This is a genomic window from Magnetospirillum molischianum DSM 120 (genome assembly GCF_000294655.1).
Lineage (GTDB): Bacteria > Pseudomonadota > Alphaproteobacteria > Rhodospirillales > Magnetospirillaceae > Phaeospirillum > Phaeospirillum molischianum.
Genome location: NZ_CAHP01000009.1, coordinates 16,860 through 38,519 on the forward strand (window position 1 = coordinate 16,860; position 21,660 = coordinate 38,519).

Below are 21,660 nucleotides of genomic sequence, written 5' to 3' on the forward strand. Positions count from 1 at the left end.
TCCGGTCAGCCCTCAAATGGCGACAACCGCTTGAACGGGCTGCGGTTGTCCTTGCCGCTCCCTGCTGTCAGGTGTATCACTTTCCATCATGCCGATGATCTCCGATACCGAGTCGCTGGCGGCTTTCTGTCAGCGATTGAAAACCGCGTCCTTCGTCACCGTCGACACCGAATTCATGCGGGAGAAGACGTATTGGCCCATCCTTTGCCTTGTGCAGGTGGGCGGGCCGGATGAAGCCCACGTCATCGACCCCCTTGCCCCTGGCATCGACCTCGCTCCCCTGTTCGAGTTGATGGCCGACACCTCGGTGCTGAAGGTCTTTCACGCCGCCCGGCAGGACGTCGAAATCTTCCTCCACATCGCGGGGGCGTTGCCCAACCCGCTGTTCGATACCCAAGTCGCGGCGATGGTCTGTGGCTTTGGCGATGCCGTAAGCTATGAGACGCTGGCATCGCAACTGGCCAAAGCCCGTATCGATAAATCGCTGCGCTTCACCGACTGGTCGATCCGCCCTCTGTCGGATAAGCAGATTCAATACGCTCTGGCCGACGTCACCCATCTGCGCGTTGCCTATGAAAAATTGGTGCGCAAGCTGGAACGCAACGGGCGGCTGGAATGGCTGGCCGAAGAAATGGCGATCCTGGCTGATCCGGCGACCTATCGTGTCGATCCGGCCCAGGCATGGCGGCGGTTGAAGCCGCGGTCGAATTCGCCCCGCTTCCTGTCGGTGCTGAAGGAACTGGCCGCGTGGCGAGAGCACGAGGCGCAGGATCGCGACCTGCCCCGCCAGCGGGTTCTCCGCGACGAGACCCTGACCGAAATCGCCGCTCACCATCCGCGCGACACCGCCGAACTGGCCCGGATGCGCGGCATCGGCAAGGGACTGGTCGAAGGCCGGATGGGGCAAGCGATCCTGGAAGCCGTGCGGCGCGGCCTTGACACTCCCGAAAGCGAATGCCCGGTTCCGCCTGACCGGATCGAAATCCCCAAGGGACTGGGGGCCGTGGTCGATCTGTTGAAGGTGCTGCTGAAGATGAAGTGCGATGAGCACGGCGTCGCCAGCCGCCTTGTCGCCAACTCCGCCGATATCGACGCGATCGCCTCGACCGACAACGCCGATGTTCCCGCCCTGCGTGGCTGGCGACGCGAATTGTTCGGCGAAGATGCCCTTAACCTCAAGAACGGCCGGGTCGGGCTGGGTTTCTGCAAGGACGGACGCCACCTTCGCCTGATTCCGACCGCCCCGGATGAGACGACGGAAAGCCCCCAGCCGGAACCGGCCGACTGACGCGAGGCACGCCGTTCTGGAAAAGAACAAGCCCCCGGAGGATATCGACCTCCGGGGGCTTTTTTACGTTTGGGATCACACGTTGAAACGTTTGACGTAACGTCCGGCGATATCGGCGGCACTAACCACGACCAGAACGTCGGTGGTGTTGAACTGGTGATCAATGATCGCGCCGTCGCCCACCATGCCGCCCAGGCGCAGATAGCCTTTCAGCAAGGGCGGCAACGAGGCCAGAACCCGTCGAGCGTCCCAGGTCGCCATGACCGAGGCAAAGTCAATTCTATCCCGGCTGGAGAGGGCGCGACCGCGCAAGGAAGGCGGGGCTAGGTGATTGTCACGCAGATACGCAATCTGCGGACCCAGCGCCGCCGGGTCGGTGCCGGGCAAGCTGCCACACCCGAAGAGAAGTCGGATGTCATTCTCGACCATATAGGCAGCCAGACCCTGCCACAGCATTTGCAGTGTGCCGCGATGACGCCAGCGGGCATCGACGCAAGAGCGGCCCAGTTCGAGGATTGGTCCCGACGTCGCCAGCAATGCCGACAGATCGAACTCACCCTCGGAATAGAAATGACCGATCCGAGCCGCGGCGGCGCGGTGGATCAGGCGATAGGTTCCAACCACCTCCCCCTCGGCCAGAACCAGCAGATGATCGCAAACATCGTCGTATTCGTCGAAGTCACGATCCTGGTTGCGCATCAGGGCGGTAGGCTTTGCTCCCATTTCCTCGTAAAACACCCTGTAGCGGATGCGTTGAGCCGCTTCGATTTCGGCCCGGCTTTCTGCCAGACGAACTTCGACGGCGCCGGGAACAGCCGGCATGAGGGCTTGGACAACCAGGTCCTGGTGGGTCAAGACGCACCTCGGTTGATGAATTGTTGATGAATAAATGAATCTGAAACGAGAACCGGAAACAACATTGCCGCACGAGACCGACGCCTCAAGAAATCCTGAGGCTTATTACAGTTGCCTCGACAGTTCAGCTATCGCCGATGTCCACGGGATGACATATATCTTGAAGACTTGTTCAATCGTGGTGAATTAATTATTACACACGGTGTCCGGCACTCGAACCGCAGCCAACCCGGCACCGAATGACAGGGGGACAGATAATGGCGGAGACACGGATAGCCTTCGTCGAGGGGTTTCAGTTCTCGTTCCACCAGGAAGAATCGGCAAAACCGACTCGGCGGGTTAATTCTCGCTGGGAGGTGCGGGATTGGGCCTGTCAGGTCGAGTATGAAGGAGAGTGGTGCCGCTTTACGCTGCACGAGTTCAACGACGGAATGTTCGAACCGTCGGCAATCCAGGGAGTGTTCAGCGACTTTGCCGGAGCGGCCGCCGCCGAAGTTACAATTCGTTGGTTACAACGTCGTATCGAAGAAAAAGACGCCCGCAATCGCCACCAACGCGACTTGTTTCTGGGCGGAATCGCGGTTATCACGGCTTTGGTCCTGGCAGCGGTCTCGCTACGCTAAGACGGTATCCCCATATCGCGATGATATCTGGATGAATGGAGGCGCGTGCGGCCATGTTTGACAGACGCAACAAGACGGAAATGGTGGCGGCGAACGAGGCTCTGCCCGGTCGCACCGAGGCGATGAAGGTGCCTGACCGGCATCTGGTGCTGGGAACCCCCCTACTTCCGCCCTTTCCCACCGGAATCGAAACAGCGATCTTTGCCCTGGGCTGCTTCTGGGGAGCGGAACGCCTGTTCTGGAAACAACCGGGCGTGTACTCGACCTCGGTCGGCTATTCCGGGGGATATACCGCCAACCCAACTTACGAAGAGGTCTGCACCGGACGCACCGGCCATGCGGAGGTGGTTCTGGTCGCATTCGATCCAGCGCTCATCAGCTATGGCACCCTGCTTCGCCTGTTCTGGGAAGCGCACGACCCAACGGCGGGAATGCGCCAGGGCAACGATATCGGCACCCAATACCGTTCAATGGTCCTCACCGTATCGCCGGAACAGGAGCGTCAGGCTCAAGCCTCGCTTGAGACCTATCAGGCGGCGCTGCGTCAGGCCGGTCACGGCACGATCTCGACCGAAATCGCCTCTGCCGGACCGTTTTTTTGGGCGGAACCCGAACATCAGCAATATCTGGCCCGTAATCCTAACGGCTATTGCGGATTAGGCGGAACTGGCGTCCGCCTTTGCTAAAAGGGGGACTGAGATACCGTCCTCTTCGGTTGCAAGCGGCCTTTATCTATGTTTAGGTTTTAAGTGTAGCCTTCCGGGTTTGAAAGCGCGGCTTTGGGGGACTTACAGAAAATGCTCAAATCTCGTTTAGCCCCCCTCCGCCGCCACCTGACCGACGACGGGTGCAGATGAGGCCTTACATCGTCGCATTGTTCAATCAAAAGGGCGGTATCTCCAAAACCACCACCAGCACCAACCTTGCCGTCTGTCTGGCTGCATTCGGAAAAACGGTGCTGGTCGTTGACCTTGATTCCCAAGGGGATTCAACCAAAAGCCTGGGGATCGACTCTAAGATCCGCGAGGGCGTATTCGACCTGTTCATTAACAATGTTCCGGTCGAAAGCGTGATCAGATCCACCCCCTATGACGGCGTATGGGTGTTGCCTTCGACCTATAGCCTGGCTGGAATCGAGGTCAAACTATCCGAGCTTCAAAATTCACAACGGACCCTGAACGCTATTCTGGCGAATGCCAATCTCGATTGCGATTATGTCGTGATCGATTGCCCGCCGGCACTGGGGATTCTGCCGATCAATGCCCTGGCCGCCGCCCATGCGGTCATCATTCCGGTAACGGCAACGCCCTATGCCAATGACGGGCTGTTACGGACACTCCCCTCGATCAAATACGTCCAGGAGGGTCTGAACAAATCCCTGCTACTCCAGGGCGTTCTGTTCACGATCCATGACCGCAACAAAACCGCTAGGCGGATCAGCGACCTGATCCGCTCGCGCCTGGGCGGCACCGTCTATCGCAGTCAGATTCCCCGCGACAACATGGTGATCGAGGCAGCCACCGCCGGACTGCCGGTTTGTATCTATGCGCCCCGCTCCGCCGCCGCGCAGGCCCACCTCGATTTCACCGAGGAATTCCTCAACCGCCACGCATCGATCGTCGCCAAAGCAGGGGAAACCATCGCCCCCCATCCTGCCCACGATGTCGCCCTCGACCGCCTGCTGCGCTGGCGCGGTGAAATCGCCTCGGCTGCCGGTCCCGCCACCAACGCGGCCGGATTGCGCCAGCAGAAAAGTCAGCTCGACCGGCTATTATACGGCGATCGCCCCCTGATCGAACGCTGGCATCTCGGGATCATCCATTTCTTCATCGACAACCGATTGTCGTTGGCCATGTTCCTGCTACTGGTCTTGGCCGGAGTGATCGCTCTCCTCGGAGCCAGCCTCGAAGGGTTGCGCCGCCTGTCCGATATCGTCGGGCTGTAGCCGGCCACACGCAATTCGGGACCATCTCTGTCCCACCCCCCTCAATCCGCCCATACCGTCCCCCTTGCATCGAAAAGGTGGCGAGGCCACGGACGCTTTCGCCATCAAGTTCTTATAGTCTATAGATTATATGGTTTTATGTTGACGCGCACATTCTGCGAGAGCTAGTGTTTTTTACGAAGATTATACATTTTTAATTTGTATTTTATGGAGCCACCCATGTCCTTCGCCAACAGATTGGGCCGCGCCCTTCGTTCCGGCCTGCTGGCCCTGACCGCCATCGGCCTGTCCACCAGCATTGCCCTGGCCGCAGATAAGGTCGATGAAGTCAGAATAGACTACGCCTATTACAATCCGGTCAGTCTGGTTCTGAAAGACAAAGGCTGGCTGGAACAGGATCTGGCCAAGGATGGGATCAAGGTCCGCTGGGTTCTGTCGCTGGGATCGAATAAGGCGCTGGAATATCTGAACGCGAAAAGTCTCGATTTTGGATCGTCGGCTGGGTCCGCCGCCCTGCTCGCCCGAATCAACGGTAATCCGGTGAAGTCGGTTTATGTCTATTCCCGACCGGAATGGACCGCGTTGGTGACCCAAGGCGGATCTTCAATCCAAACCGTCGCCGACCTCAAAGGCAAACGGATCGCCGCGACTCGCGGCACCGATCCGCACGTCTTTCTGATCCGGTCCCTCGCCGAAGCCGGTTTGACGGAAAAGGACGTCAAGGTGGTGCTGCTCCAACATCAAGACGGTCGTCTGGCTCTGGCCAAAGGCGACGTCGATGCCTGGGCCGCCCTTGATCCGCTGTTTGCCCAAGCTGAATTGGAAGACGGTGCCCGCATCTTCCACCGCAACCCGGAAATCAATACCTGGGGCGTCCTCAACACCCGCGAAGCCTTTGCCACAGAACATCCCGAATTGGTGCAAAAAGTCATCGAGGCCTATGAAAAGGCCCGCGCGTTCTCGATCGCCAATCCGGCCGAACTGAAGAAAATCATCGTCGAGCAAGCCAAGCTGACCGACGCCGTTGCCGCGCGTCAGTTGGAGCGAACCGATCTCTCCACCGCCGCGATCGGCGACCGCCAGCGTAAGACGATCGAAGCCGCCGGTCTGGCCCTGCAACATGCAGGCGTGATCGCGACGGACGTCGATGTTCCCGCTGTCACCTCAGCTTTGGTCGAGCCGTCGTTCAGCGTCAAACTAGGCGTAAAATAGCGATGACGACCGAGGCGATACACGCCGGAGCCCGCACCACCGCCGTCGCGACAGAAACGGCGCGGGCTCCATCCGGGCGGCAGACAGCGACCGCCCGGACCCTGATCGGCCTTATCCTGCCGGTCGGGTTGGCCCTGATCTGGGAAGCTCTGGTCGCCCTCAACTGGGCCGATGGACGGCTACTACCAACACCATCGAAGGTGATCGCCACATTGGTGGCGCTGGCCCAAACCGGCGATCTCGACAACCACATCCTGGCGACGTTGCAGCGGGTTGCACTCGGCTTTTCCTTCGGCGTCGTCGCCGGAACCCTGTTCGGCGCAATCAGTGGCTATTGGACCACGGCGCGTCAGGTGATCGACCCAACGCTTCAGGCATTGCGCAACATCCCTTCAATTGCCTGGGTGCCGCTATTCATCCTGTGGTTCGGTATCTTCGAAACCTCAAAAGTGATTCTGATCGCGGTCGGCGTGTTCTTTCCGATCTATCTCAGCCTGTCGGGAGCGATCCTGAGCGTTGACCGCAAATTGGTCGAGGTTGGTCGCATTTTCCGTTTCAGCCACCGCGAGATGATCACTCGGATCCTGTTGCCCGCGACGCTGCCGACCTATGTCATCGCGTTACGATCCGGCCTGGGTCTGGGGTGGATGTTCGTGGTGGCGGCAGAATTCATGGGAGCGGAACAAGGGTTGGGATTCCTGCTGATCGACGGCCAACAGACCGGACGGCCCGCGGTCATCCTGGCGTCGATCACCGCCTTCGCCATTCTGGGAAAGCTGACCGATTGGCTGCTGGCCTCGGCGTCGGCCCGCTTCCTGACATGGCAGGATTCCTTCAAACCGACGGAGTAGACCGATGTTGACCATCACCACCGTCGATAAGCGCTATCCCAACGGCACCCTGGCCTTATCCGGTCTTGATCTTACCGTCCGGGAAGGCGAGATCGTCGCCATCCTCGGCGGCTCCGGCTGCGGCAAAAGTACGCTGTTGCGGCTGATTTCCGGCCTCGATACGCCGTCACGGGGACGCCTCGCGCTGGAAGGAACGCCGATCTTGGCACCTCGCCCCGAAATCGGCGTGGTGTTCCAGGAGCCTCGACTGATGCCGTGGCTGACGATCGGCCAAAACGTCGCGTTCGGCATCCGTCATCTGCCGACCGAGGAGCGTGAAACCCGTGTTTCCGAAGCACTGGAGCGAGTTGGGTTGGCAGCTCACCAGTCTCACTGGCCACGCGAATTGTCGGGCGGACAGGCTCAACGCGTCGCCCTGGCCCGCGCACTGGTCGGACGACCCAAGGTTCTGCTGCTCGACGAACCGTTCTCGGCACTGGACGCTTTGACCCGAAGCGATCTCCAGGAGCATCTTCTCGATCTGTGGGCCTATGATCGTCCGACCCTGATCCTGGTGACCCACGACATCGAGGAAGCCCTGTTCCTGGCCGACCGCATCGTGGTGATGCAGCCCGATCCCGGCCGCGTCAGGGTTGAGGTAACCCCACCATTGGCCCGGCCACGGGACCGGCTCGACACTGAATTTCTCGATTGGAAGAACCGCCTGCTCGGCGAACTGGGCCATGCCAGCCGCCGTCCCAGCAGCGATGAGGCCTTTCCAGCCGTGGCAATTTGACTCTCTCCCCTCCCCCCTCGTCCCCGGAGAAAGAATGAACGCCGAAGATCTTCGCACCCTTCAGGCTCCGTTGAAGGAAGCCTATAAGACCACCCCCGGCTCTGCCCTGGTCACCCTGTCGTCGCGGGGCGATCTCGACGCCGACGATGTTGTCTGCCGCGTTGAAACCGGGCGTACCCTGGTCGCCGCCGGACTCCATCCGGCCACCGGCGGCACCGGTGCCTTCGCCTGTTCCGGCAATATGCTGCTGGATGCACTGGCCGCCTGTGCCGGTGTCACGTTGAAAGCGGTCGCTACAGCGATTGGCTTTGAACTGAAAAGCGGCAGCATCACCGTCGAGGGCGATCTCGATTTCCGTGGCACCCTGGGCGTGGCGAAGGATGCCCCAGTCGGTTTTGCCGCAATCCGCATCGGCTTTTCGCTCGACACGACCGAGCCGCCCGAGCGGATCGATCAGTTGATCCGGCTGACCGAGCGTTATTGCGTCGTGTTCCAGACCTTGGCCCATCCGCCGATCTTGTCATTGAAGAGCGATCATCATGAGTGAATCCTTCCTGCGACCGGAAACCCTCGCCGCCCATGCAATGGGTGCAATCGACGCCCGGACCGGAGCGATCATCCCTCCGATCCACCCCTCGACCACCTACGAACGCGATGCCGATCTTCGCTATTCGCGCGGTCACTGTTATTCGAGAGGCGATAACCCCACCGACGAATCCGCCGCCGCGACCCTGACCGCATTGGAAGGCGGCACGCAGACCCTGTTGTTCGCCTCGGGGATGGCGGCAGCGACAGCGGTGTTCCAGGCGCTGGAGCCGGGCGATCACGTCCTGGCCCCTCAGGTGATGTATTGGGCCTTGCGGTCATGGCTGAGTGGATTCGCCACGCGCTGGGGTCTTGAGATCGAACTGGTCGATACCAGCGACCTCAATGCGGTCAAAGCGGCGCTGCGTCCGGGAAAGACCCGGCTCCTCTGGGTCGAAAGCCCGGCTAATCCGCTCTGGTCGGTGAGCGATATCGCCGCCCTGGCCGACCTCGCCCGTCGTGTCGGAGCCAGGCTTGCTGTCGATTCCACCGTTGCCACCCCGGTTCTGACCCGTCCGCTGTCGCTGGGGGCCGACATCGTGATGCATTCGGCCACCAAATATCTGAATGGTCATTCCGACGTCGTGGCCGGAACCCTGACCACTGCCCGCCAAGACGAATTCTGGGCGCGGATCAAAGCCGTTCAGGTCCAGGGCGGCGGCATTCTCGGGCCGTTCGAGGCATGGCTTCTGCAACGCGGCTTGCGCACGCTCTATCCCCGCGTCCGCTGGCAATCGGCCTCGGCGCTGACCCTGGCCGAACGGCTGGCGGTCCATCCCGGCGTGCTTGAGGTGCTTTATCCCGGTCTCCCCGGCTTTCCCGGCCACGATCTGGCGCGCCGACAGATGGAGGGCGGCTTCGGCGCAATGCTGTCGGTGCGGATCAGGGGGGGACGCGAGGCAGCGATTGCGACCGCCGCCAATGTTCATCTGTGGCGAAGGGCAACCTCGCTGGGCGGGGTCGAAAGCCTGATCGAGCATCGCGCCAGCATCGAAGGCCCGACATCGCCTGTTCCCGACGATCTGTTGCGTCTGTCGGTCGGCATCGAATCGGTCGAGGATTTATGGACCGATTTCGATGTCGCGCTGACGGCCGCTTCTGCGGCGCAAGGAGAGTAGATATGTCGGCCGCCGCAAAGAAACAGAAGATCGCTCCGATATCCGAGGCTCAGGCACTGAAGGACTCGATCCGGGCCGAGGCAATCGCCCTGGGAGCCGATCTGGTCGGCTTCGCCCCGGTCGGGCGCTGGGCCGAAATCGGCGAGGTTCCGCCCGATTATCGCCCCGAAGCGATCTACGCCAAGGCCCAATCGGTAGTGGTGATCGGAGTTCCGATGGTACTTCCGATCATCGAATCAACGCCGTCGATCAATTATCAGGAAATGTACGACACCTCGAACCGCCTGCTGGACGAGATCAGTTTCCGCATCGCCAACTGGCTCAACCGGACCGGCCACCCGACCCTGTGCATGCCGCGCGACGGCTATGCCAGCCTTGAAGCGCTGCTCGACAACCCGTTCGGATCGTTCAGCCACACCTACGCCGCCAAATATGCCGGTCTGGGCACGGTGGGGATGTCGCGGAATCTGATGGTGCCGGATTACGGCCCCCGTGTCCGTCTCAACTCGATCATCACTTCGGCCGAACTGCCCCCCGACCCGATGCAGCCCGAGGAATTGTGCACCAAGTGCCGGATCTGCGAGAAAGCTTGTCCGACCGGCGCGATTAAGGCCCGGCCCGATATGATCCTGGGCGATCTCGACAAGGATGAATGCACCCGCCACCATATCCTGCTGCGCGATGAGGGGCACTGGCCGTGCGGTATCTGCGCCAAGGTGTGCCCCGAGGGAGCCGACCGCAAATTCTTCGAATGCCTCAGTCCGAAGCGCTATCTCGACGAACCCGCCGCCCTGGAGAAGAACCCAGACGATCCGCGCTACAAACGGCTGGTCCATCTGCGCCGCCACGGTTCGAAGGGCAATCGGCTGTCCTGATTCCGCCAAAACGGTTAAGGTCGTTCGTTGCTTGGCGGACGATGGGGGAACGGTTGGAAACGAAAGCGGAGCCCGCCGACGCGGTGGTGATCGGCGGCGGGCCAGCCGGTTTGATGGCTGCCGAAACACTGGCCGCGCAAGGCTTCTCGGTTGCGCTATACGATGCGATGCCGTCACCGGGTCGCAAGTTCCTGCTGGCGGGCAAGGGAGGGCTGAACCTCACCCACACCGAGCCGATGGAACGCTTCGTCGAACGCTATGGCGCGCAGGCCGACCGCTTCGGCCCGCTGCTGGCGGCATTCGGTCCGGCAGAGCTGCGCGCCTGGGCCGAAGAATTGGGGATCGAAACCTTCGTCGGCAGTTCCGGCCGGGTATTTCCCGCCGGGATGAAGGCGGCTCCGTTGCTGCGGGCATGGCTGCGCCGGTTGAAAGCATCGGGAATCGCCCTTCATGTCCGTCATCGTTGGCAAGGCTGGGACGAAACCGGCGCGCTTGCCTTCTCAACGCCTGCGGGGGTGATCAAGGTTCGAGCATCGGCGGTTGTGCTGGCGCTGGGTGGCGCGTCATGGCCGCAACTCGGCTCGGACGGGGCCTGGGTCGGGCGATTGACCGAACGTGGCCTCACTGTCGCGACACTGCGCCCGGCCAATTGTGGCTTCGATCTCGATTGGAGTCCGACCTTCGCCGAACGCTGCGCCGGAACCCGGCTGTCCACGGTTGAACTGAGCTTTGACGGCGTAGTCCGACGCGGCGAGCTGACCCTGACTGCGACCGGGATCGAGGGCGGACTGGTCTACGCTCTTGCCGCGCCGTTGCGCGATGCGATCGAGCGTGACGGGATCGCCCTTCCGACCCTCGACTTGATGCCGGATTGGAGCCGCGAGCGGATCGAAGCGGCGTTGCGAAGGCCACGCGGATCGCGCTCATTCTCGACTTTTCTGCGCAAAGCCCTTCCGCTTGACGCCAACGCGGTGATGGTGCTGCGCGAAATCCTTCCATCCACCAGCCTCGGCGATCCCGTCGCCCTGGCTGCCGCGATCAAGGGAGGCACCCTGCGGTTATTACGTCCGCGCCCCCTGGCCGAAGCGATCTCGACGGCGGGAGGACTGAGCTTCGACGAGGTGGATGAGCATCTGATGCTGCGCCGCCTGCCTGGACAGTTCGTCGCCGGAGAAATGCTGGATTGGGAAGCGCCGACCGGGGGCTATCTGCTCACCGGCTGTTTCGCCAGCGGCCGCGTCGCTGGATTGGGAGCCGCCGATTGGCTGCATGCCCTAAGAAAAGAAGCGAAATAAAATGGAGACTAAAAACTGACCCATCCCCGGACGGCAAAAGCCGCCCGGAGATGGGGGCCGGGGCGCGTGCACGGCGAGGTCCCCCCGAACCCGCCGAAAGCTACGCCCCTTCCTTGCGCAGATCCCGTACCCGCACCGCCTTGCCTTCCGAGCGGGGCAATTGCCCAGGCAGACGAACCAAAGCCTCACACGACACGCCGATCGTCGATTTGATGTGATGGCGAACCTGATTAGCGAGACGAGCACGATCCTCTTCGCTTGACGGAGAATCGGTTTCGACCTCGACGGTCAGGTGGTCAAGCCAGCCCTGGCGGGACAGAATCAACTGGTAATGTGGCGCAATCCCCGGCAAACCGAGCAAAATCGACTCGATCTGACTAGGGTAGACATTAACACCACGGATAATCAACATGTCGTCATTGCGGCCGGTGACCCGCAAAATCCGCAAATGAGTACGACCGCAAGAACAGGGTTCCTCGGTAATCATCGAGATGTCGCGGGTGCGGTAGCGCACCATTGGCAACGCTTGTTTGGTCAGGGTCGTGATAACCAGTTCACCGGGTTGCCCCATCGGCACCGGCTCCAGCGTTTCGGGATTGATCACCTCGAACAGAAAATGATCTTCCCACCCGTGCATGCCGTTGCGCTGGCTGCACTCCATCGCCACACCCGGCCCCATCACCTCGGACAGGCCATAAGAGTCGATTGAACGAATGCCAAGCCGACGGTCAAGCTCGCCTCGCATCGTCTCGGACCACGGTTCGGCACCGAATACGCCAATCCGCAACGAGCCCGACGCCAGATCGACCCCCATCCGTTCGGCGGTTTCAACCAGATTGAGGGCATAAGACGGAGTTGCGTTCAGGATTGTCGCGCCGAAATCGCAGATCAGCCGGATCTGCTTTTCGGTTTGACCGCCCGACATCGGGACAACGGTGCAGCCCAGCCGCTCGGCCCCGTAATGGAAGCCCAAACCGCCGGTGAACAGACCATACCCCAGGGCATTATGCATCACGTCGCCGGGCCGCCCTCCGGCACAGGCCAGCGAACGAGCAATCAGACCGGCCCAGGTCTCCAGATCATCGGCGGTATAGCCGACAACGGTCGGACGGCCGGTAGTGCCGGAACTGGCATGCAACCGCACAACCTGCTCGCGCGGGACCGCGAATAGTCCAAAAGGATAATTGTCGCGCAGGTCGGTTTTGACGGTGAACGGAAAGCGGGTGATGTCCTCCAACGAGGTCAGATCCTCGGGCCGTACTCCGGCACGGTCGAACGCCTGACGATGATGGGGAACGCAGGTATACGCGCGGCCAAGCGTTTCCTTCAGCCGTTCAAGCTGCAATCGACGCAGGGCCGAGCGGTCAAGACGCTCGATTTCCGGCGCAAAATAGAACGGCGCGGCACCGACTGCCGACATTCCCGACTCTCCCTAGCGACTAATGCCGGAGGCACCTGACGCCACCCGGTCCGAAGGGGAAGACATCCCTCGATTCGGCTGCAAAAACAAGCTCGAATCTTACACCACAGTATAATTTCAGTCACCCCTGCTCGCCTCCCCGCCGAAGAGAACCGACGACGGAACCAATGCAGCATCTAATGGGTGTATGTTGCACGCATCAGGATAACCAGCCGGAGCGCCCACCCCCCGATCACCACGGCCAAACCAGCCGCCGCCAGCGCCGACGAGGCCAAAGCGGGCACCACACCCGCAACCATCGTCAAGACCAGAGGAACGACATTGCCGCCCAGGGCGAAGGGAGTCGAAAAAGCCAGCAGCACTGAAGCCGTCGCCACCGGAGCGGACTCTCCAGTCAAACGACGGCGATAGGCCATCCACACCAGCAACCGCGCCGCCACCAGGGCGATCAACAACCCGGCCGTCCAGTCAGGAGTCGCCTCGGATAGGATCAGCGGCGCCAGAAGCAGCAACAGGCCACTTCCCTCGGCGAATGCACTGGTCAATAGCAGCGGCAGATGCAACGGCGCGGACCAGGCCGGAACCGCACGAACGGACTCGATTTGGCGGCCCTGGGCGTAGAGCAGCACCACCGACGGCAGCCACAAAAGGCGAACGAGATCGGGCCAGCCCAGTACGGCACCGCTTAATGGAAACAGCGCGCCCCCCGCCACGGCGGCGACCCAACGCCACGCCCCGTCAGCGCCGGACAGAGCCGGCCGCAACCACAGTGCCAGCAAGCCGCCCCCGACCAGCATCAGACCGGGAATCACTCCCCCGGCCCCGACCTCCAGACCAGCGTAGCCGCCCAGCGACAGAACGGTGAGCAACCCGGCTCCCGACCCGGACAGCACCAATCCAGCCGCCGCGATCGTATCGGTCTGTACCGGACCCGGCATCGTGGCATCCCTCGGCTCAGTCATTTCCGTGTCTTTCCTGTCGTCGTCCCGCCATAAAAAACCGGGGGCGCGCACGCCCCCGGTTCAATGCCAAACACGTCGGACTTACTGGCCCGCTTCTTTGCGCGCCTTGGCATAGCCGACGCTTTCCAGGGATTCTTCGATCTCGTCAAGGATCGCCGGATCGTCAATCGTCGCCGGCATCTTGAAGTCCTGGTTGTCGGCGATCTTCTGCATCGTTCCACGCAGAATTTTACCCGAGCGGGTCTTGGGCAGACGGGCAACCACGGTGCAGGTCTTGAAAGCGGCGACCGGCCCGATACGCTCACGCACCAATTGGACGACTTCCTTGATGACCTGCTCGTGGCTCTTGGAGACACCCGCCTTAAGGCAGACGAACCCAAGCGGCAATTGCCCCTTCAACTGGTCGGCGACACCGATCACGGCGCATTCGGCGACATCTGGATGGCTGGCCAGCACCTCTTCCATCGCGCCGGTTGACAGGCGGTGACCGGCGACGTTGATGATGTCGTCAGTGCGGGCCATGACATAGGCATAGCCGTCTTCGTCGATATAACCGGCGTCGGCGGTCTTATAGTAACCGGGGAATTCGGAGTAATAGCTGTCGTGGCAACGCTGATCGGCGTTCCACAGGGTGACCAGCGCACCCGGAGGCAACGGCAACCGCACCACCAACGAACCGACCTTGCCCGGTTCGCACGGCTGGTGGCTCTCGTCCAGCACTTCCAGGCCCCAGCCCGGCACCGGCTTGGTCGGCGAACCCGGCTTGACCGGGAACTGATGCAGCCCCATGCAATTGGCGGCAATCGCCCAACCTGTTTCGGTCTGCCACCAATGGTCGATCACAGGCACCTTCAGATTGGACGAGGCCCAGTTGATCGTATCGGGGTCAGAGCGTTCACCGGCAAGAAACAGAGTACGCAGCGAGGACAGGTCATACTGCTGCAACAGCTTCGCGTCGGGATCTTCGCGCTTGATGGCGCGGAAAGCCGTTGGTGCGGTAAACAAGGCCGACACCTTGTACTCGGCGATCATCCGCCAGAACGCACCGGCGTCTGGAGTCCCGACCGGCTTGCCTTCGTACACCACGGTGGTGGCACCGTGCAGCAGCGGAGCATAGCAGATGTAGGAATGGCCGACGACCCAACCAACATCCGAGGCGGCCCAGAACACTTCGCCCGGCTTGATGTCGTAGATCGCGCTCATCGTCCATTTCAGCGCCACCATGTGGCCGCCATTGTCGCGGACGACGCCCTTGGGCTGACCCGTGGTGCCCGAGGTATAAAGGATATAAAGCGGATCGGTCGCCTTCACCGTCACGCAGGCATGCGGCTCTGACGCGGCGGTCAGTTCGGTCCAGTCGAGATCGACCCCGGCTTTCATGTCGGCCACAGCCTGCGGGCGCTGATAGATCACGGTATGGCCCGGCTTGTGCGCAGACAGGTCGATCGCCTGATCCAGCATCGGCTTGTAGGGCAGAACCCGGCTGCCTTCGATCCCGCACGAAGCGGACAGGATGACTTTGGGCGCGGCGTCGTTGATCCGGGTCGCCAATTCGCTGGGAGCGAACCCACCGAACACCACCGTATGAATCGCGCCCAGACGCGCCGCCGCCAGCATGCCGATCACCGCCTCGGGGATCATCGGCATATAGAGCAGTACCCGGTCGCCCTTGGTCACGCCCAGCCCGGCTAGGCCGCCCGCCAGTCGCGACACCTGATCCTGCAATTCCGTATAGGTGATGATGCGCTTGGTCCCGCTGACCGGGCTGTCATAGATGATCGCCGCCTGGTCCCCGCGTCCGTCGGCGACATGGCGATCAACGGCATTGTAACAGGTGTTGGTCTCCGCTCCGACGAACCAGCGATAGAACGGCGCATGGGTGTCGTCGAGAACCTTGTCCCAGGGCTTGTCCCAGTGAATGCCCTGCGCCGCCTCACCCCAAAAAGCCACGGGATCCTTCAGCGACGTTTCAAAGGCCTGTTGATACGGATTAGTCATAATCGGACGTGTTCCTCTCTGTTTTCTACCAGTCGGCGTCTTTTTTCCTCGGTCATGGAGACGCCTTCCCCCTCTGGGCGAGTGGGTAAGATGCCGCAAACCGGGCGGTTTTGCAAAAGTCGGGTTTGGAGGGCAAAAATCCGCGAAGATACGCCGCTCCGACCTCAATAGCCGAGAGACAAGCCCATCGGCCAACCCAACCCCTTAGGGTGGGCATGGAAAAGCGGACCGCCTGCCCGATCCGGCCGAGCCGGTTGATGCGGGCGGTCCAGCCCCTCCGTTTAGTGAATCAGGGAGTCGATACGGGTCATCTCATCCTTGATGAGAAGTTTCCTGCGTTTCAGGTCGTGAAGATGAGCATTGTCGGGAATAGGGCGCCTGACTTCCAACTCGATCGCGGATTCAAGCGCGGCATGCTTAGCCTTCAGGGACTCGATACGGTTTAGAACGCTCATCAAAGCCCTCCCTTCACGATGGGTAACCGGGAAAGCTTATGCTCCACGCAAGGCGGTTGTCAGCAGGGAAATTGCCCTAATCGCTCATGCGGGCTAATCTTATTCACCAAGCCACAGGAAAGACCCCACCCATGCAGGATTGTCAGCCTTGACCCTCCCCCCTCCCCGACTGATCGTGGGATTAAGTGGCGCGTCCGGCACCATATATGGAATTCGAATCCTCGAAATGCTGCGACGGATAGGAGTAGAATCCCATCTTGTGATGAGCCGCGCCGCAGAGATCACCCTTGGCTACGAAAGCGAGCTGACGGCCGATCAGGTCCGGGCGTTGGCGACCTATGCCCATCCCGTTGATAACATCGCCGCCCCACCGGCCTCGGGTTCGTTCCGCACCTTGGGAATGATCGTCGCCCCCTGTTCGATCCGAACGATGAGCGAGATCGCCAGCGGCGTCACCACCTCGCTACTGACGCGCGCCGCCGACGTCACGTTGAAGGAACGCCGACGTCTGGTCCTGATGGTACGCGAGACACCGCTGCATGCCGGTCATCTGCGAACGATGCTGAACCTGACTGAAATGGGGGCGGTCATCGCTCCGCCAGTGCCGGGATTCTACGCCCGACCGCAAAGCCTGGACGATCTGGTCGAACATACCGCCGGACGGGCGCTCGACCTGTTCGGGCTGGATTGCGGCACACTGCGCCGTTGGGGCGAACCGAACGGAGAGTGATGCGCCCGAACCACACACCGTTTACCCAAGTGCCGAGGAGTTTTTTCGCTCCGGCGATGAATTCTCGCCGGAGCACCCCCATATAGAAAAAGGTCGTGCACGCTCAATCGGGAGCGTGCCTGCAATTCGGAGCGAATTGGTTCAATGTTCGAGACAAAAGAACAATTGGCCCAAGGCGTAGCAAGCATCTTTCGGATTCTCGATCACTGGCGGCTGTCAGAAACCGAACTGCGCGGCATTCTTGGCTATCCCTTCGGCACCCAATTAAGCGATTGGCGGGCGGGAGAATTGGGCGGCATCACCTTGGATGTCATCAAGCGCCTGGGCACAATTGCCTCGATTTTCAAGAAATTGCAGAGCACCCCCGAGGCAGGCACGACGTGGCTGCACCAGCCCATCCCCCTGTTCGGCAATCGGACGCCGCTGGCACGTATGGCATCGGGCGACCTTGCCGATCTGATCGCCGTTGACGATTACCTTAAATTACGGTCGGGCGTGGATACGTCAAATCCGATCTGACATCTGGACTTTTCCTTGAAATCGGTTCTGCGTGGGGGGAACGTCATGACCAAAAGCACCCCGTTTCAACTCAGCCGCATCTATGCTAGCGGTTGGCGGGCTGGCGGAAACTGCACCGCCGACGATCCTGGCGAGATCGAAGTGGCAGGCGAACGGTTGAATCCCCATCTGGCGCAGGACGAAAGAGAGCGCTGGAGTCAGGGCTTCAAGGACGCAGCCCTCAACCATATCGGTCCTTCCGCCAAAGCCCGTAAATAACCTCTCTTAAATTCGGTGTTGCGCGCTGTAATTCCGACAGCGCGCGCGGGGGAAATCGATGCTGTCTTTGCAGATTCACCACCGCACCACCTATCGCTACCGCTATCCGGTCGTCCTCGGGCCGCATCGGCTGATGCTCAGGCCGCGAGAAAGCTACGATTTGCGCCTGCTCTCGATCGACCTGTCCGCCACGCCGGAAGCGTCGATAACGTGGGCCGAGGATGTGTTCGGCAATGCCGTGGCGATGGCAAATTTTCACACCCCCGTCGCCTCTCTGTGCATTGAATCCCGTCTGAAGATCGAACTACACGCGGTTCCCTTTCCGATCTTCGCCATCGCAGCCCAGGCAATTTCCTATCCCTTTCTCTACACAGACCAGGATTGGATCGATCTTGGCGCATTGGCGACGATGCAATCCTCCGATCCAAGTGGACGGGTAGCGACCTGGGCGCGGGGATTTATCCACAGCAAACCGACCGATACGCTCTCATTGTTAAAGGATCTCTGCTCGGGCGTTTCCGCCTGGGTCACCTATCGCAGCCGCGATGACGAAGGCACGCAAACGCCGGTGCAAACCCTGGAACTCGGCAGCGGGGCTTGCCGCGATTTTGCCGTCCTGTTCGTCGAAGCGGCGCGCTGTTTGGGATTCGGGGCGCGAATCGTCTCGGGCTATCTGTTTGACCCGGATGGCTGCCTGGTCGGATCGTCTGGAACCGGATCGACTCACGCCTGGGCAGAAGTCTATGTCCCCGGCGCGGGCTGGATTACCTTTGACCCAACCAATCGCGGCGTCGGCGGGCATAACCTGATCCCGGTCGCGGTGGCGCGTGAAATCTCGCAGGTCGCGCCGGTGGTGGGCAGTTATCAAGGCTCTCCCGACGCCTTTATCGGGATGAGTGTCGATGTCCGTGTCACCACCTGAGCGGCAACACGGACATCGCAACGGATGGTCAGGACCGGAGCGGGTTCCCATCCCCGGTCCATTCATAGACCTCCTGCGGCTTTGAAGCGCAGCAGCACGATGCGCCGGCCTTGGCGCATCCGCCGCTCGGCTCTGTCCGCCGCACCTTTCCCTTGGCCACCCATTGATCGAGAACCTGCCGGGCCGCTTCGGGTGACGATTCGAAGTGAAGCGCAATATCGCCCAGCGACACCTGCCCGCTCTCGGTCAGGTAGTCGCGCACAGACCTCATGGTCAGCATGAGACTCTCTCCTTATTCGGCCGGAGCCATGGTCAGGCGACGGACGTGCCGCCGTCCGACCAGCCACATCAGGGAGATTCCGGTTGCGATTATCACCCCGCAGGCGGCCAGCCAGCCGGAGGCGGTAACCGGATCGCGGGAAAAGGTCGCCGCCTGATAGAACGCAACCGCAGAGACATAGCCCAGCGACGTTGTCCAAACCGCGGCAAAGGCAGTCCAGGCCCCACCGGCTTCGTGACGGATCGCCCCGGCGGCGGCAACGCAGGGAGTATAGAGCAGGATCAGCAGCATGTAGGCAAAGGCTCCGGCCACGCCGTCGAAGCGGGAAACCATCGCCCCGAACACGCTGCCCGTCACCTTCAGTTCCGTGGCGGCGGCCTCGGAATCACCGACATAGGAGATGTTGAGCCCCAGAGGATCAGCCAGGGAATCCGCGATCTTGGCCAGCTTGTGCGGAATGGTCATCACCGCGCCCTCAAGCTTCTCAGCCAAAGTGGGGGCCGGAGCGGTGGATACGGGAGCCTCTGCCGCACCGTCGATTTGCGAATATAGCGCGTTCAGCGTGCCGACAATCGCCTCCTTGGCGAAAATACCAGTGAACAGGCCCACCGCAGCCGGCCAATTCTCATCGTTCAGACCAATCGGATGGAAGATCGGGGTAATCACCTGACTGGCCGATGCCAGAACAGAATCGCGAGTGTTTTCCTTACCGAAGCTGCCGTCGGTTCCCATCGTGTTGAAGAAGCTGAGAATCATCACCATCGGCACGATGATCCGGCCAGCGCGGAAGATGAATTCGCGCAGGCGCTGCCACGCCTGGGTCACAACCCCGCGCAGGGTGGGCATGTGATAGGGCGGTAGTTCCATTACAAAGCGGGTCGGCTCACCCGGAAGGAGTGTGGTTTTCAACAGCAGGCCGGTCATCACCGCGAATCCCAGGCCGAGAAGATACAGACCGAACACAACGTTCTGCCCACTCTCGGGAAAGAACGCTGCGGCGAACAGAGCGAAGACCGGCAAGCGGGCACCGCATGACATGAACGGCGCCATCATGATCGTCAGGATACGGTCGCGCCGACTTTCCAATGTACGAGTCGCCATGATCGCCGGCACGTTGCAACCGAACCCGACGATCAGCGGCACGAACGACTTCCCAGGCAGACCGATCGAGCGCATCGCCCGGTCCATGACGAAGGCGGCGCGGGCCATGTAGCCCGAATCTTCCAGGAACGACAGGAACAGGAACAGGCAGGCGATGACCGGAACAAAAGTCGCCACCGTCTGGATGCCGCTGCCCAGCCCCTTGGCGAGAGCAATCACCAGATCGGGTGTACCAAACGCCGCCAACCCCTCGGACACTTCATCGACCAGGATCGCGCCAAACGACTGATCGAAGAAATCGATGAAAGCGCCACCGACATTAATGGTGAACAGGAACATCAGATACATTGCGAACAGGAATACCGGAACGCCGAGATAGCGGTTCAGCACCACCTGATCGATCCGTGCCGACAGAGTCTTCGACATCCGCCGCTTGCGTTTGACCGCCGCCGCCATGACCTCCGCAACGAACGAGAATCGTCCATCGGCGATGATAATGTCCGCTTCGTCACCGCAAGCGTCCTCAATCGCGGTACGATGGCCGATCACCTCGCCGTCAAACTTGCCCGCCGCCAAGGATTCGGCGAAGGCATCGCCTTCGATCAACTTCAGTGCCGCCCAAGAGGGATCGACGTTGCGTGCAGCGGCGGCCTCGGTCAGCGCTTTCGCCAATTCGGCCACCGCCTGCGCCACGGCCGCCCCCTGTGTCGGACGGGCATCGGGAATCCGCTTGCGCTCAATCGCCCGTGCAATCGTCCCCTTCAGATCGGCAAGTCCTTTCTGGCGGCTGGCGATCAGCGGCACCACCGGGCAATCCAGCATACGGGACAGTTCCGCCAGATCGATTGTGATGCCGTAACGCTCGGCGATATCCATCATATTGACCGCAACCACGACCGGCACCCGCATCTCCAGCAACTGGGCGGTCAGATAAAGGTTCCGTTCGAGATTGCAGCCATCGACGATATTGACGACCAGTTCGGGTTCGCCGGAAAGAATGTAATCGCGGGCAACCCGCTCATCCTCTGACCCCTGGGTCACGCCGCCGACCATATAGACACCGGGAAGATCGACCAGCGTATAGCTGACACCGTCGAAACGATACGATCCCACCTTTTTCTCAACCGTCACGCCCGGCCAGTTACCGACTTTCTGGGTCGAACCAGTCAGGGCATTGAACAAGGTGGTCTTGCCGCAATTGGGATTACCGGCGATGGCGATCATGTGATCCATGCTCATACCCTCTCGACCTTAAGAATTGCCGCCTCATTTCGACGCAGGGTCAGGGTGAAGTCCCGCACGGAAATTTCGACAGGATCCCCAAGCGGTGCAACCCGAGTCACCTGAAACGCCACACCAGGGGTCAGCCCCATCGCCAGAAGACGCTGGCGGTAATCACGATCACCCTTCGCAAAGCCGGTGATCCGAGCGGCATCGCCCGGTTTCAGATCCTGGACGCTGATGTCCATCTTACGAACTCCCATGGTCGGCGGCGGGCGCCAAAATGCAAATGATGTTGCAAGTCACACTCAATATGCCGCGAAGGGTATTCCGCAAATTTGGCAGGGTCAAGCTGGTTGCGGGTGCGCCGCA

Annotated in this window: 23 protein-coding genes; 15 read left to right on the forward strand and 8 right to left on the reverse strand. The window is 61.1% G+C overall.

Translation table 11 applies throughout. The features are described from left to right. Positions 1-88: 88 nt before the first annotated feature. Entirely contained in the window at positions 89-1,288 is a 1,200-nt protein-coding gene (gene rnd / locus PHAMO_RS01835; protein WP_002725829.1) for a ribonuclease D, read from the forward strand. A 75-nt stretch (positions 1,289-1,363) separates the two neighbouring features. Here rnd and PHAMO_RS01840 read toward each other — a convergent pair whose 3' ends face one another. Continuing rightward, positions 1,364-2,143 carry a GNAT family N-acetyltransferase gene (locus PHAMO_RS01840; protein WP_002725830.1) on the reverse strand — a complete coding sequence of 260 codons (780 nt, stop codon included), beginning with the start codon at positions 2,141-2,143 and terminating at the stop codon, positions 1,364-1,366. 257 nt (positions 2,144-2,400) lie between these two features. On the opposite strand from PHAMO_RS01840, the gene PHAMO_RS01845 reads away from it, so the two are divergent. The 10 genes from PHAMO_RS01845 (at position 2,401) to PHAMO_RS01890 (ending at position 11,422) form a co-directional block, all read left to right on the forward strand. Further along, positions 2,401-2,766: a hypothetical protein gene (locus PHAMO_RS01845; protein WP_002725833.1), complete on the forward strand. Its 366-nt coding sequence runs from the start codon at positions 2,401-2,403 to the stop codon at positions 2,764-2,766. Between the two features lie 53 nt (positions 2,767-2,819). Then, entirely contained in the window at positions 2,820-3,452 is a 633-nt protein-coding gene (msrA, locus tag PHAMO_RS01850; protein ID WP_040566053.1) for a peptide-methionine (S)-S-oxide reductase MsrA, read from the forward strand. 167 nt (positions 3,453-3,619) lie between these two features. Further along, complete coding sequence (locus PHAMO_RS01855) at positions 3,620-4,711, forward strand: ParA family protein (protein ID WP_002725837.1); 1,092 nt, start codon at positions 3,620-3,622, stop codon at positions 4,709-4,711. 219 nt (positions 4,712-4,930) lie between these two features. Next, a complete protein-coding gene (locus PHAMO_RS01860) occupies positions 4,931-5,923 on the forward strand; it encodes an aliphatic sulfonate ABC transporter substrate-binding protein (protein WP_002725839.1) in 993 nt (330 codons plus the stop codon). A gap of 2 nt (positions 5,924-5,925) precedes the next feature. Beyond that, the gene (locus tag PHAMO_RS01865; RefSeq protein WP_002725841.1) at positions 5,926-6,774 is read left to right on the forward strand and encodes an ABC transporter permease; all 849 of its coding nucleotides are present in this window, start codon (positions 5,926-5,928) and stop codon (positions 6,772-6,774) included. 4 nt (positions 6,775-6,778) lie between these two features. Further along, positions 6,779-7,549, forward strand: coding sequence for an ABC transporter ATP-binding protein (locus PHAMO_RS01870; protein WP_002725842.1), 771 nt, complete (start codon positions 6,779-6,781; stop codon positions 7,547-7,549). A 34-nt stretch (positions 7,550-7,583) separates the two neighbouring features. Next, positions 7,584-8,096, forward strand: coding sequence for an OsmC family protein (locus PHAMO_RS01875; RefSeq protein WP_002725845.1), 513 nt, complete (start codon positions 7,584-7,586; stop codon positions 8,094-8,096). Next, on the forward strand, positions 8,089-9,252 hold the full coding sequence (locus PHAMO_RS01880) for a trans-sulfuration enzyme family protein (protein WP_002725847.1): 1,164 nt from the start codon (positions 8,089-8,091) through the stop codon (positions 9,250-9,252). Before PHAMO_RS01875 ends, PHAMO_RS01880 begins: the two co-directional genes overlap by 8 nt. Positions 9,253-9,254: 2 nt before the next feature. Further along, a complete protein-coding gene (locus tag PHAMO_RS01885; RefSeq protein ID WP_002725848.1) occupies positions 9,255-10,127 on the forward strand; it encodes a 4Fe-4S binding protein in 873 nt (290 codons plus the stop codon). Positions 10,128-10,168: 41 nt separating this feature from the next. Further along, complete coding sequence (locus PHAMO_RS01890; protein ID WP_002725850.1) at positions 10,169-11,422, forward strand: BaiN/RdsA family NAD(P)/FAD-dependent oxidoreductase; 1,254 nt, start codon at positions 10,169-10,171, stop codon at positions 11,420-11,422. A gap of 100 nt (positions 11,423-11,522) precedes the next feature. On the opposite strand, the gene PHAMO_RS01895 is transcribed toward PHAMO_RS01890, so the two are convergent. The 4 genes from PHAMO_RS01895 to PHAMO_RS18815 all read right to left on the reverse strand — a co-directional run bounded on the left by PHAMO_RS01895 (position 11,523) and on the right by PHAMO_RS18815 (position 16,257). After that, positions 11,523-12,842: a phenylacetate--CoA ligase family protein gene (locus tag PHAMO_RS01895; RefSeq protein ID WP_002725852.1), complete on the reverse strand. Its 1,320-nt coding sequence runs from the start codon at positions 12,840-12,842 to the stop codon at positions 11,523-11,525. Between the two features lie 176 nt (positions 12,843-13,018). After that, entirely contained in the window at positions 13,019-13,804 is a 786-nt protein-coding gene (locus tag PHAMO_RS01900; protein WP_155801483.1) for a phenylacetyl CoA, read from the reverse strand. 81 nt (positions 13,805-13,885) lie between these two features. Further along, on the reverse strand, positions 13,886-15,802 hold the full coding sequence (locus tag PHAMO_RS01905) for a propionyl-CoA synthetase (protein ID WP_002725856.1): 1,917 nt from the start codon (positions 15,800-15,802) through the stop codon (positions 13,886-13,888). A 281-nt stretch (positions 15,803-16,083) separates the two neighbouring features. Next, positions 16,084-16,257, reverse strand: a complete 174-nt coding sequence (locus PHAMO_RS18815; protein ID WP_002725858.1) for a YdcH family protein — start codon at positions 16,255-16,257, stop codon at positions 16,084-16,086. 148 nt (positions 16,258-16,405) lie between these two features. On the opposite strand from PHAMO_RS18815, the gene PHAMO_RS01910 reads away from it, so the two are divergent. The 4 genes from PHAMO_RS01910 to PHAMO_RS01925 all read left to right on the forward strand — a co-directional run bounded on the left by PHAMO_RS01910 (position 16,406) and on the right by PHAMO_RS01925 (position 18,686). Beyond that, positions 16,406-16,987, forward strand: coding sequence for a UbiX family flavin prenyltransferase (locus PHAMO_RS01910; protein ID WP_002725859.1), 582 nt, complete (start codon positions 16,406-16,408; stop codon positions 16,985-16,987). Positions 16,988-17,131: 144 nt separating this feature from the next. Further along, the gene (locus PHAMO_RS18250) at positions 17,132-17,506 is read left to right on the forward strand and encodes an MbcA/ParS/Xre antitoxin family protein (RefSeq protein WP_002725862.1); all 375 of its coding nucleotides are present in this window, start codon (positions 17,132-17,134) and stop codon (positions 17,504-17,506) included. Between the two features lie 45 nt (positions 17,507-17,551). After that, a complete protein-coding gene (locus PHAMO_RS01920) occupies positions 17,552-17,764 on the forward strand; it encodes a hypothetical protein (RefSeq protein WP_155801487.1) in 213 nt (70 codons plus the stop codon). 58 nt (positions 17,765-17,822) lie between these two features. After that, the gene (locus PHAMO_RS01925) at positions 17,823-18,686 is read left to right on the forward strand and encodes a transglutaminase family protein (RefSeq protein WP_002725866.1); all 864 of its coding nucleotides are present in this window, start codon (positions 17,823-17,825) and stop codon (positions 18,684-18,686) included. Positions 18,687-18,714: 28 nt separating this feature from the next. On the opposite strand, the gene PHAMO_RS01930 is transcribed toward PHAMO_RS01925, so the two are convergent. Genes PHAMO_RS01930 through PHAMO_RS01940 form a run of 3 tightly spaced genes read right to left on the reverse strand, consistent with a single transcriptional unit; the run spans position 18,715 to position 21,536 of the window. Next, positions 18,715-18,966, reverse strand: coding sequence for a FeoC-like transcriptional regulator (locus PHAMO_RS01930; protein WP_002725868.1), 252 nt, complete (start codon positions 18,964-18,966; stop codon positions 18,715-18,717). Positions 18,967-18,978: 12 nt separating this feature from the next. Further along, positions 18,979-21,306: a Fe(2+) transporter permease subunit FeoB gene (gene feoB, locus PHAMO_RS01935; protein WP_002725870.1), complete on the reverse strand. Its 2,328-nt coding sequence runs from the start codon at positions 21,304-21,306 to the stop codon at positions 18,979-18,981. Then, positions 21,303-21,536, reverse strand: a complete 234-nt coding sequence (locus PHAMO_RS01940) for a FeoA family protein (RefSeq protein ID WP_002725872.1) — start codon at positions 21,534-21,536, stop codon at positions 21,303-21,305. Before PHAMO_RS01940 ends, feoB begins: the two co-directional genes overlap by 4 nt. Between the last annotated feature and the right edge of the window lie 124 nt (positions 21,537-21,660).

Excerpts from the sequence above, each read along its gene's own strand:
- rnd (WP_002725829.1), top strand. The coding sequence starts at position 89 with ATGCCGATGATCTCCGATACCGAGTCGCTGGCGGCTTTCTGTCAGCGA.
- PHAMO_RS01880 (WP_002725847.1), top strand. The coding sequence starts at position 8,089 with ATGAGTGAATCCTTCCTGCGACCGGAAACCCTCGCCGCCCATGCAATG.
- PHAMO_RS01890 (WP_002725850.1), top strand. The coding sequence starts at position 10,169 with ATGGGGGAACGGTTGGAAACGAAAGCGGAGCCCGCCGACGCGGTGGTG.
- PHAMO_RS01905 (WP_002725856.1), bottom strand. The coding sequence starts at position 15,802 with ATGACTAATCCGTATCAACAGGCCTTTGAAACGTCGCTGAAGGATCCC.
- PHAMO_RS01940 (WP_002725872.1), bottom strand. The coding sequence starts at position 21,536 with ATGGACATCAGCGTCCAGGATCTGAAACCGGGCGATGCCGCTCGGATC.
- PHAMO_RS01860 (WP_002725839.1), top strand. The coding sequence starts at position 4,931 with ATGTCCTTCGCCAACAGATTGGGCCGCGCCCTTCGTTCCGGCCTGCTG.
- feoB (WP_002725870.1), bottom strand. The coding sequence starts at position 21,306 with ATGAGCATGGATCACATGATCGCCATCGCCGGTAATCCCAATTGCGGC.
- PHAMO_RS01845 (WP_002725833.1), top strand. The coding sequence starts at position 2,401 with ATGGCGGAGACACGGATAGCCTTCGTCGAGGGGTTTCAGTTCTCGTTC.
- PHAMO_RS01870 (WP_002725842.1), top strand. The coding sequence starts at position 6,779 with ATGTTGACCATCACCACCGTCGATAAGCGCTATCCCAACGGCACCCTG.
- PHAMO_RS01900 (WP_155801483.1), bottom strand. The coding sequence starts at position 13,804 with ATGACTGAGCCGAGGGATGCCACGATGCCGGGTCCGGTACAGACCGAT.
- PHAMO_RS01925 (WP_002725866.1), top strand. The coding sequence starts at position 17,823 with ATGCTGTCTTTGCAGATTCACCACCGCACCACCTATCGCTACCGCTAT.
- PHAMO_RS01875 (WP_002725845.1), top strand. The coding sequence starts at position 7,584 with ATGAACGCCGAAGATCTTCGCACCCTTCAGGCTCCGTTGAAGGAAGCC.
- PHAMO_RS01920 (WP_155801487.1), top strand. The coding sequence starts at position 17,552 with ATGACCAAAAGCACCCCGTTTCAACTCAGCCGCATCTATGCTAGCGGT.
- PHAMO_RS01895 (WP_002725852.1), bottom strand. The coding sequence starts at position 12,842 with ATGTCGGCAGTCGGTGCCGCGCCGTTCTATTTTGCGCCGGAAATCGAG.
- PHAMO_RS18250 (WP_002725862.1), top strand. The coding sequence starts at position 17,132 with ATGTTCGAGACAAAAGAACAATTGGCCCAAGGCGTAGCAAGCATCTTT.
- msrA (WP_040566053.1), top strand. The coding sequence starts at position 2,820 with ATGTTTGACAGACGCAACAAGACGGAAATGGTGGCGGCGAACGAGGCT.
- PHAMO_RS01855 (WP_002725837.1), top strand. The coding sequence starts at position 3,620 with ATGAGGCCTTACATCGTCGCATTGTTCAATCAAAAGGGCGGTATCTCC.
- PHAMO_RS18815 (WP_002725858.1), bottom strand. The coding sequence starts at position 16,257 with ATGAGCGTTCTAAACCGTATCGAGTCCCTGAAGGCTAAGCATGCCGCG.
- PHAMO_RS01885 (WP_002725848.1), top strand. The coding sequence starts at position 9,255 with ATGTCGGCCGCCGCAAAGAAACAGAAGATCGCTCCGATATCCGAGGCT.
- PHAMO_RS01930 (WP_002725868.1), bottom strand. The coding sequence starts at position 18,966 with ATGCTGACCATGAGGTCTGTGCGCGACTACCTGACCGAGAGCGGGCAG.
- PHAMO_RS01865 (WP_002725841.1), top strand. The coding sequence starts at position 5,926 with ATGACGACCGAGGCGATACACGCCGGAGCCCGCACCACCGCCGTCGCG.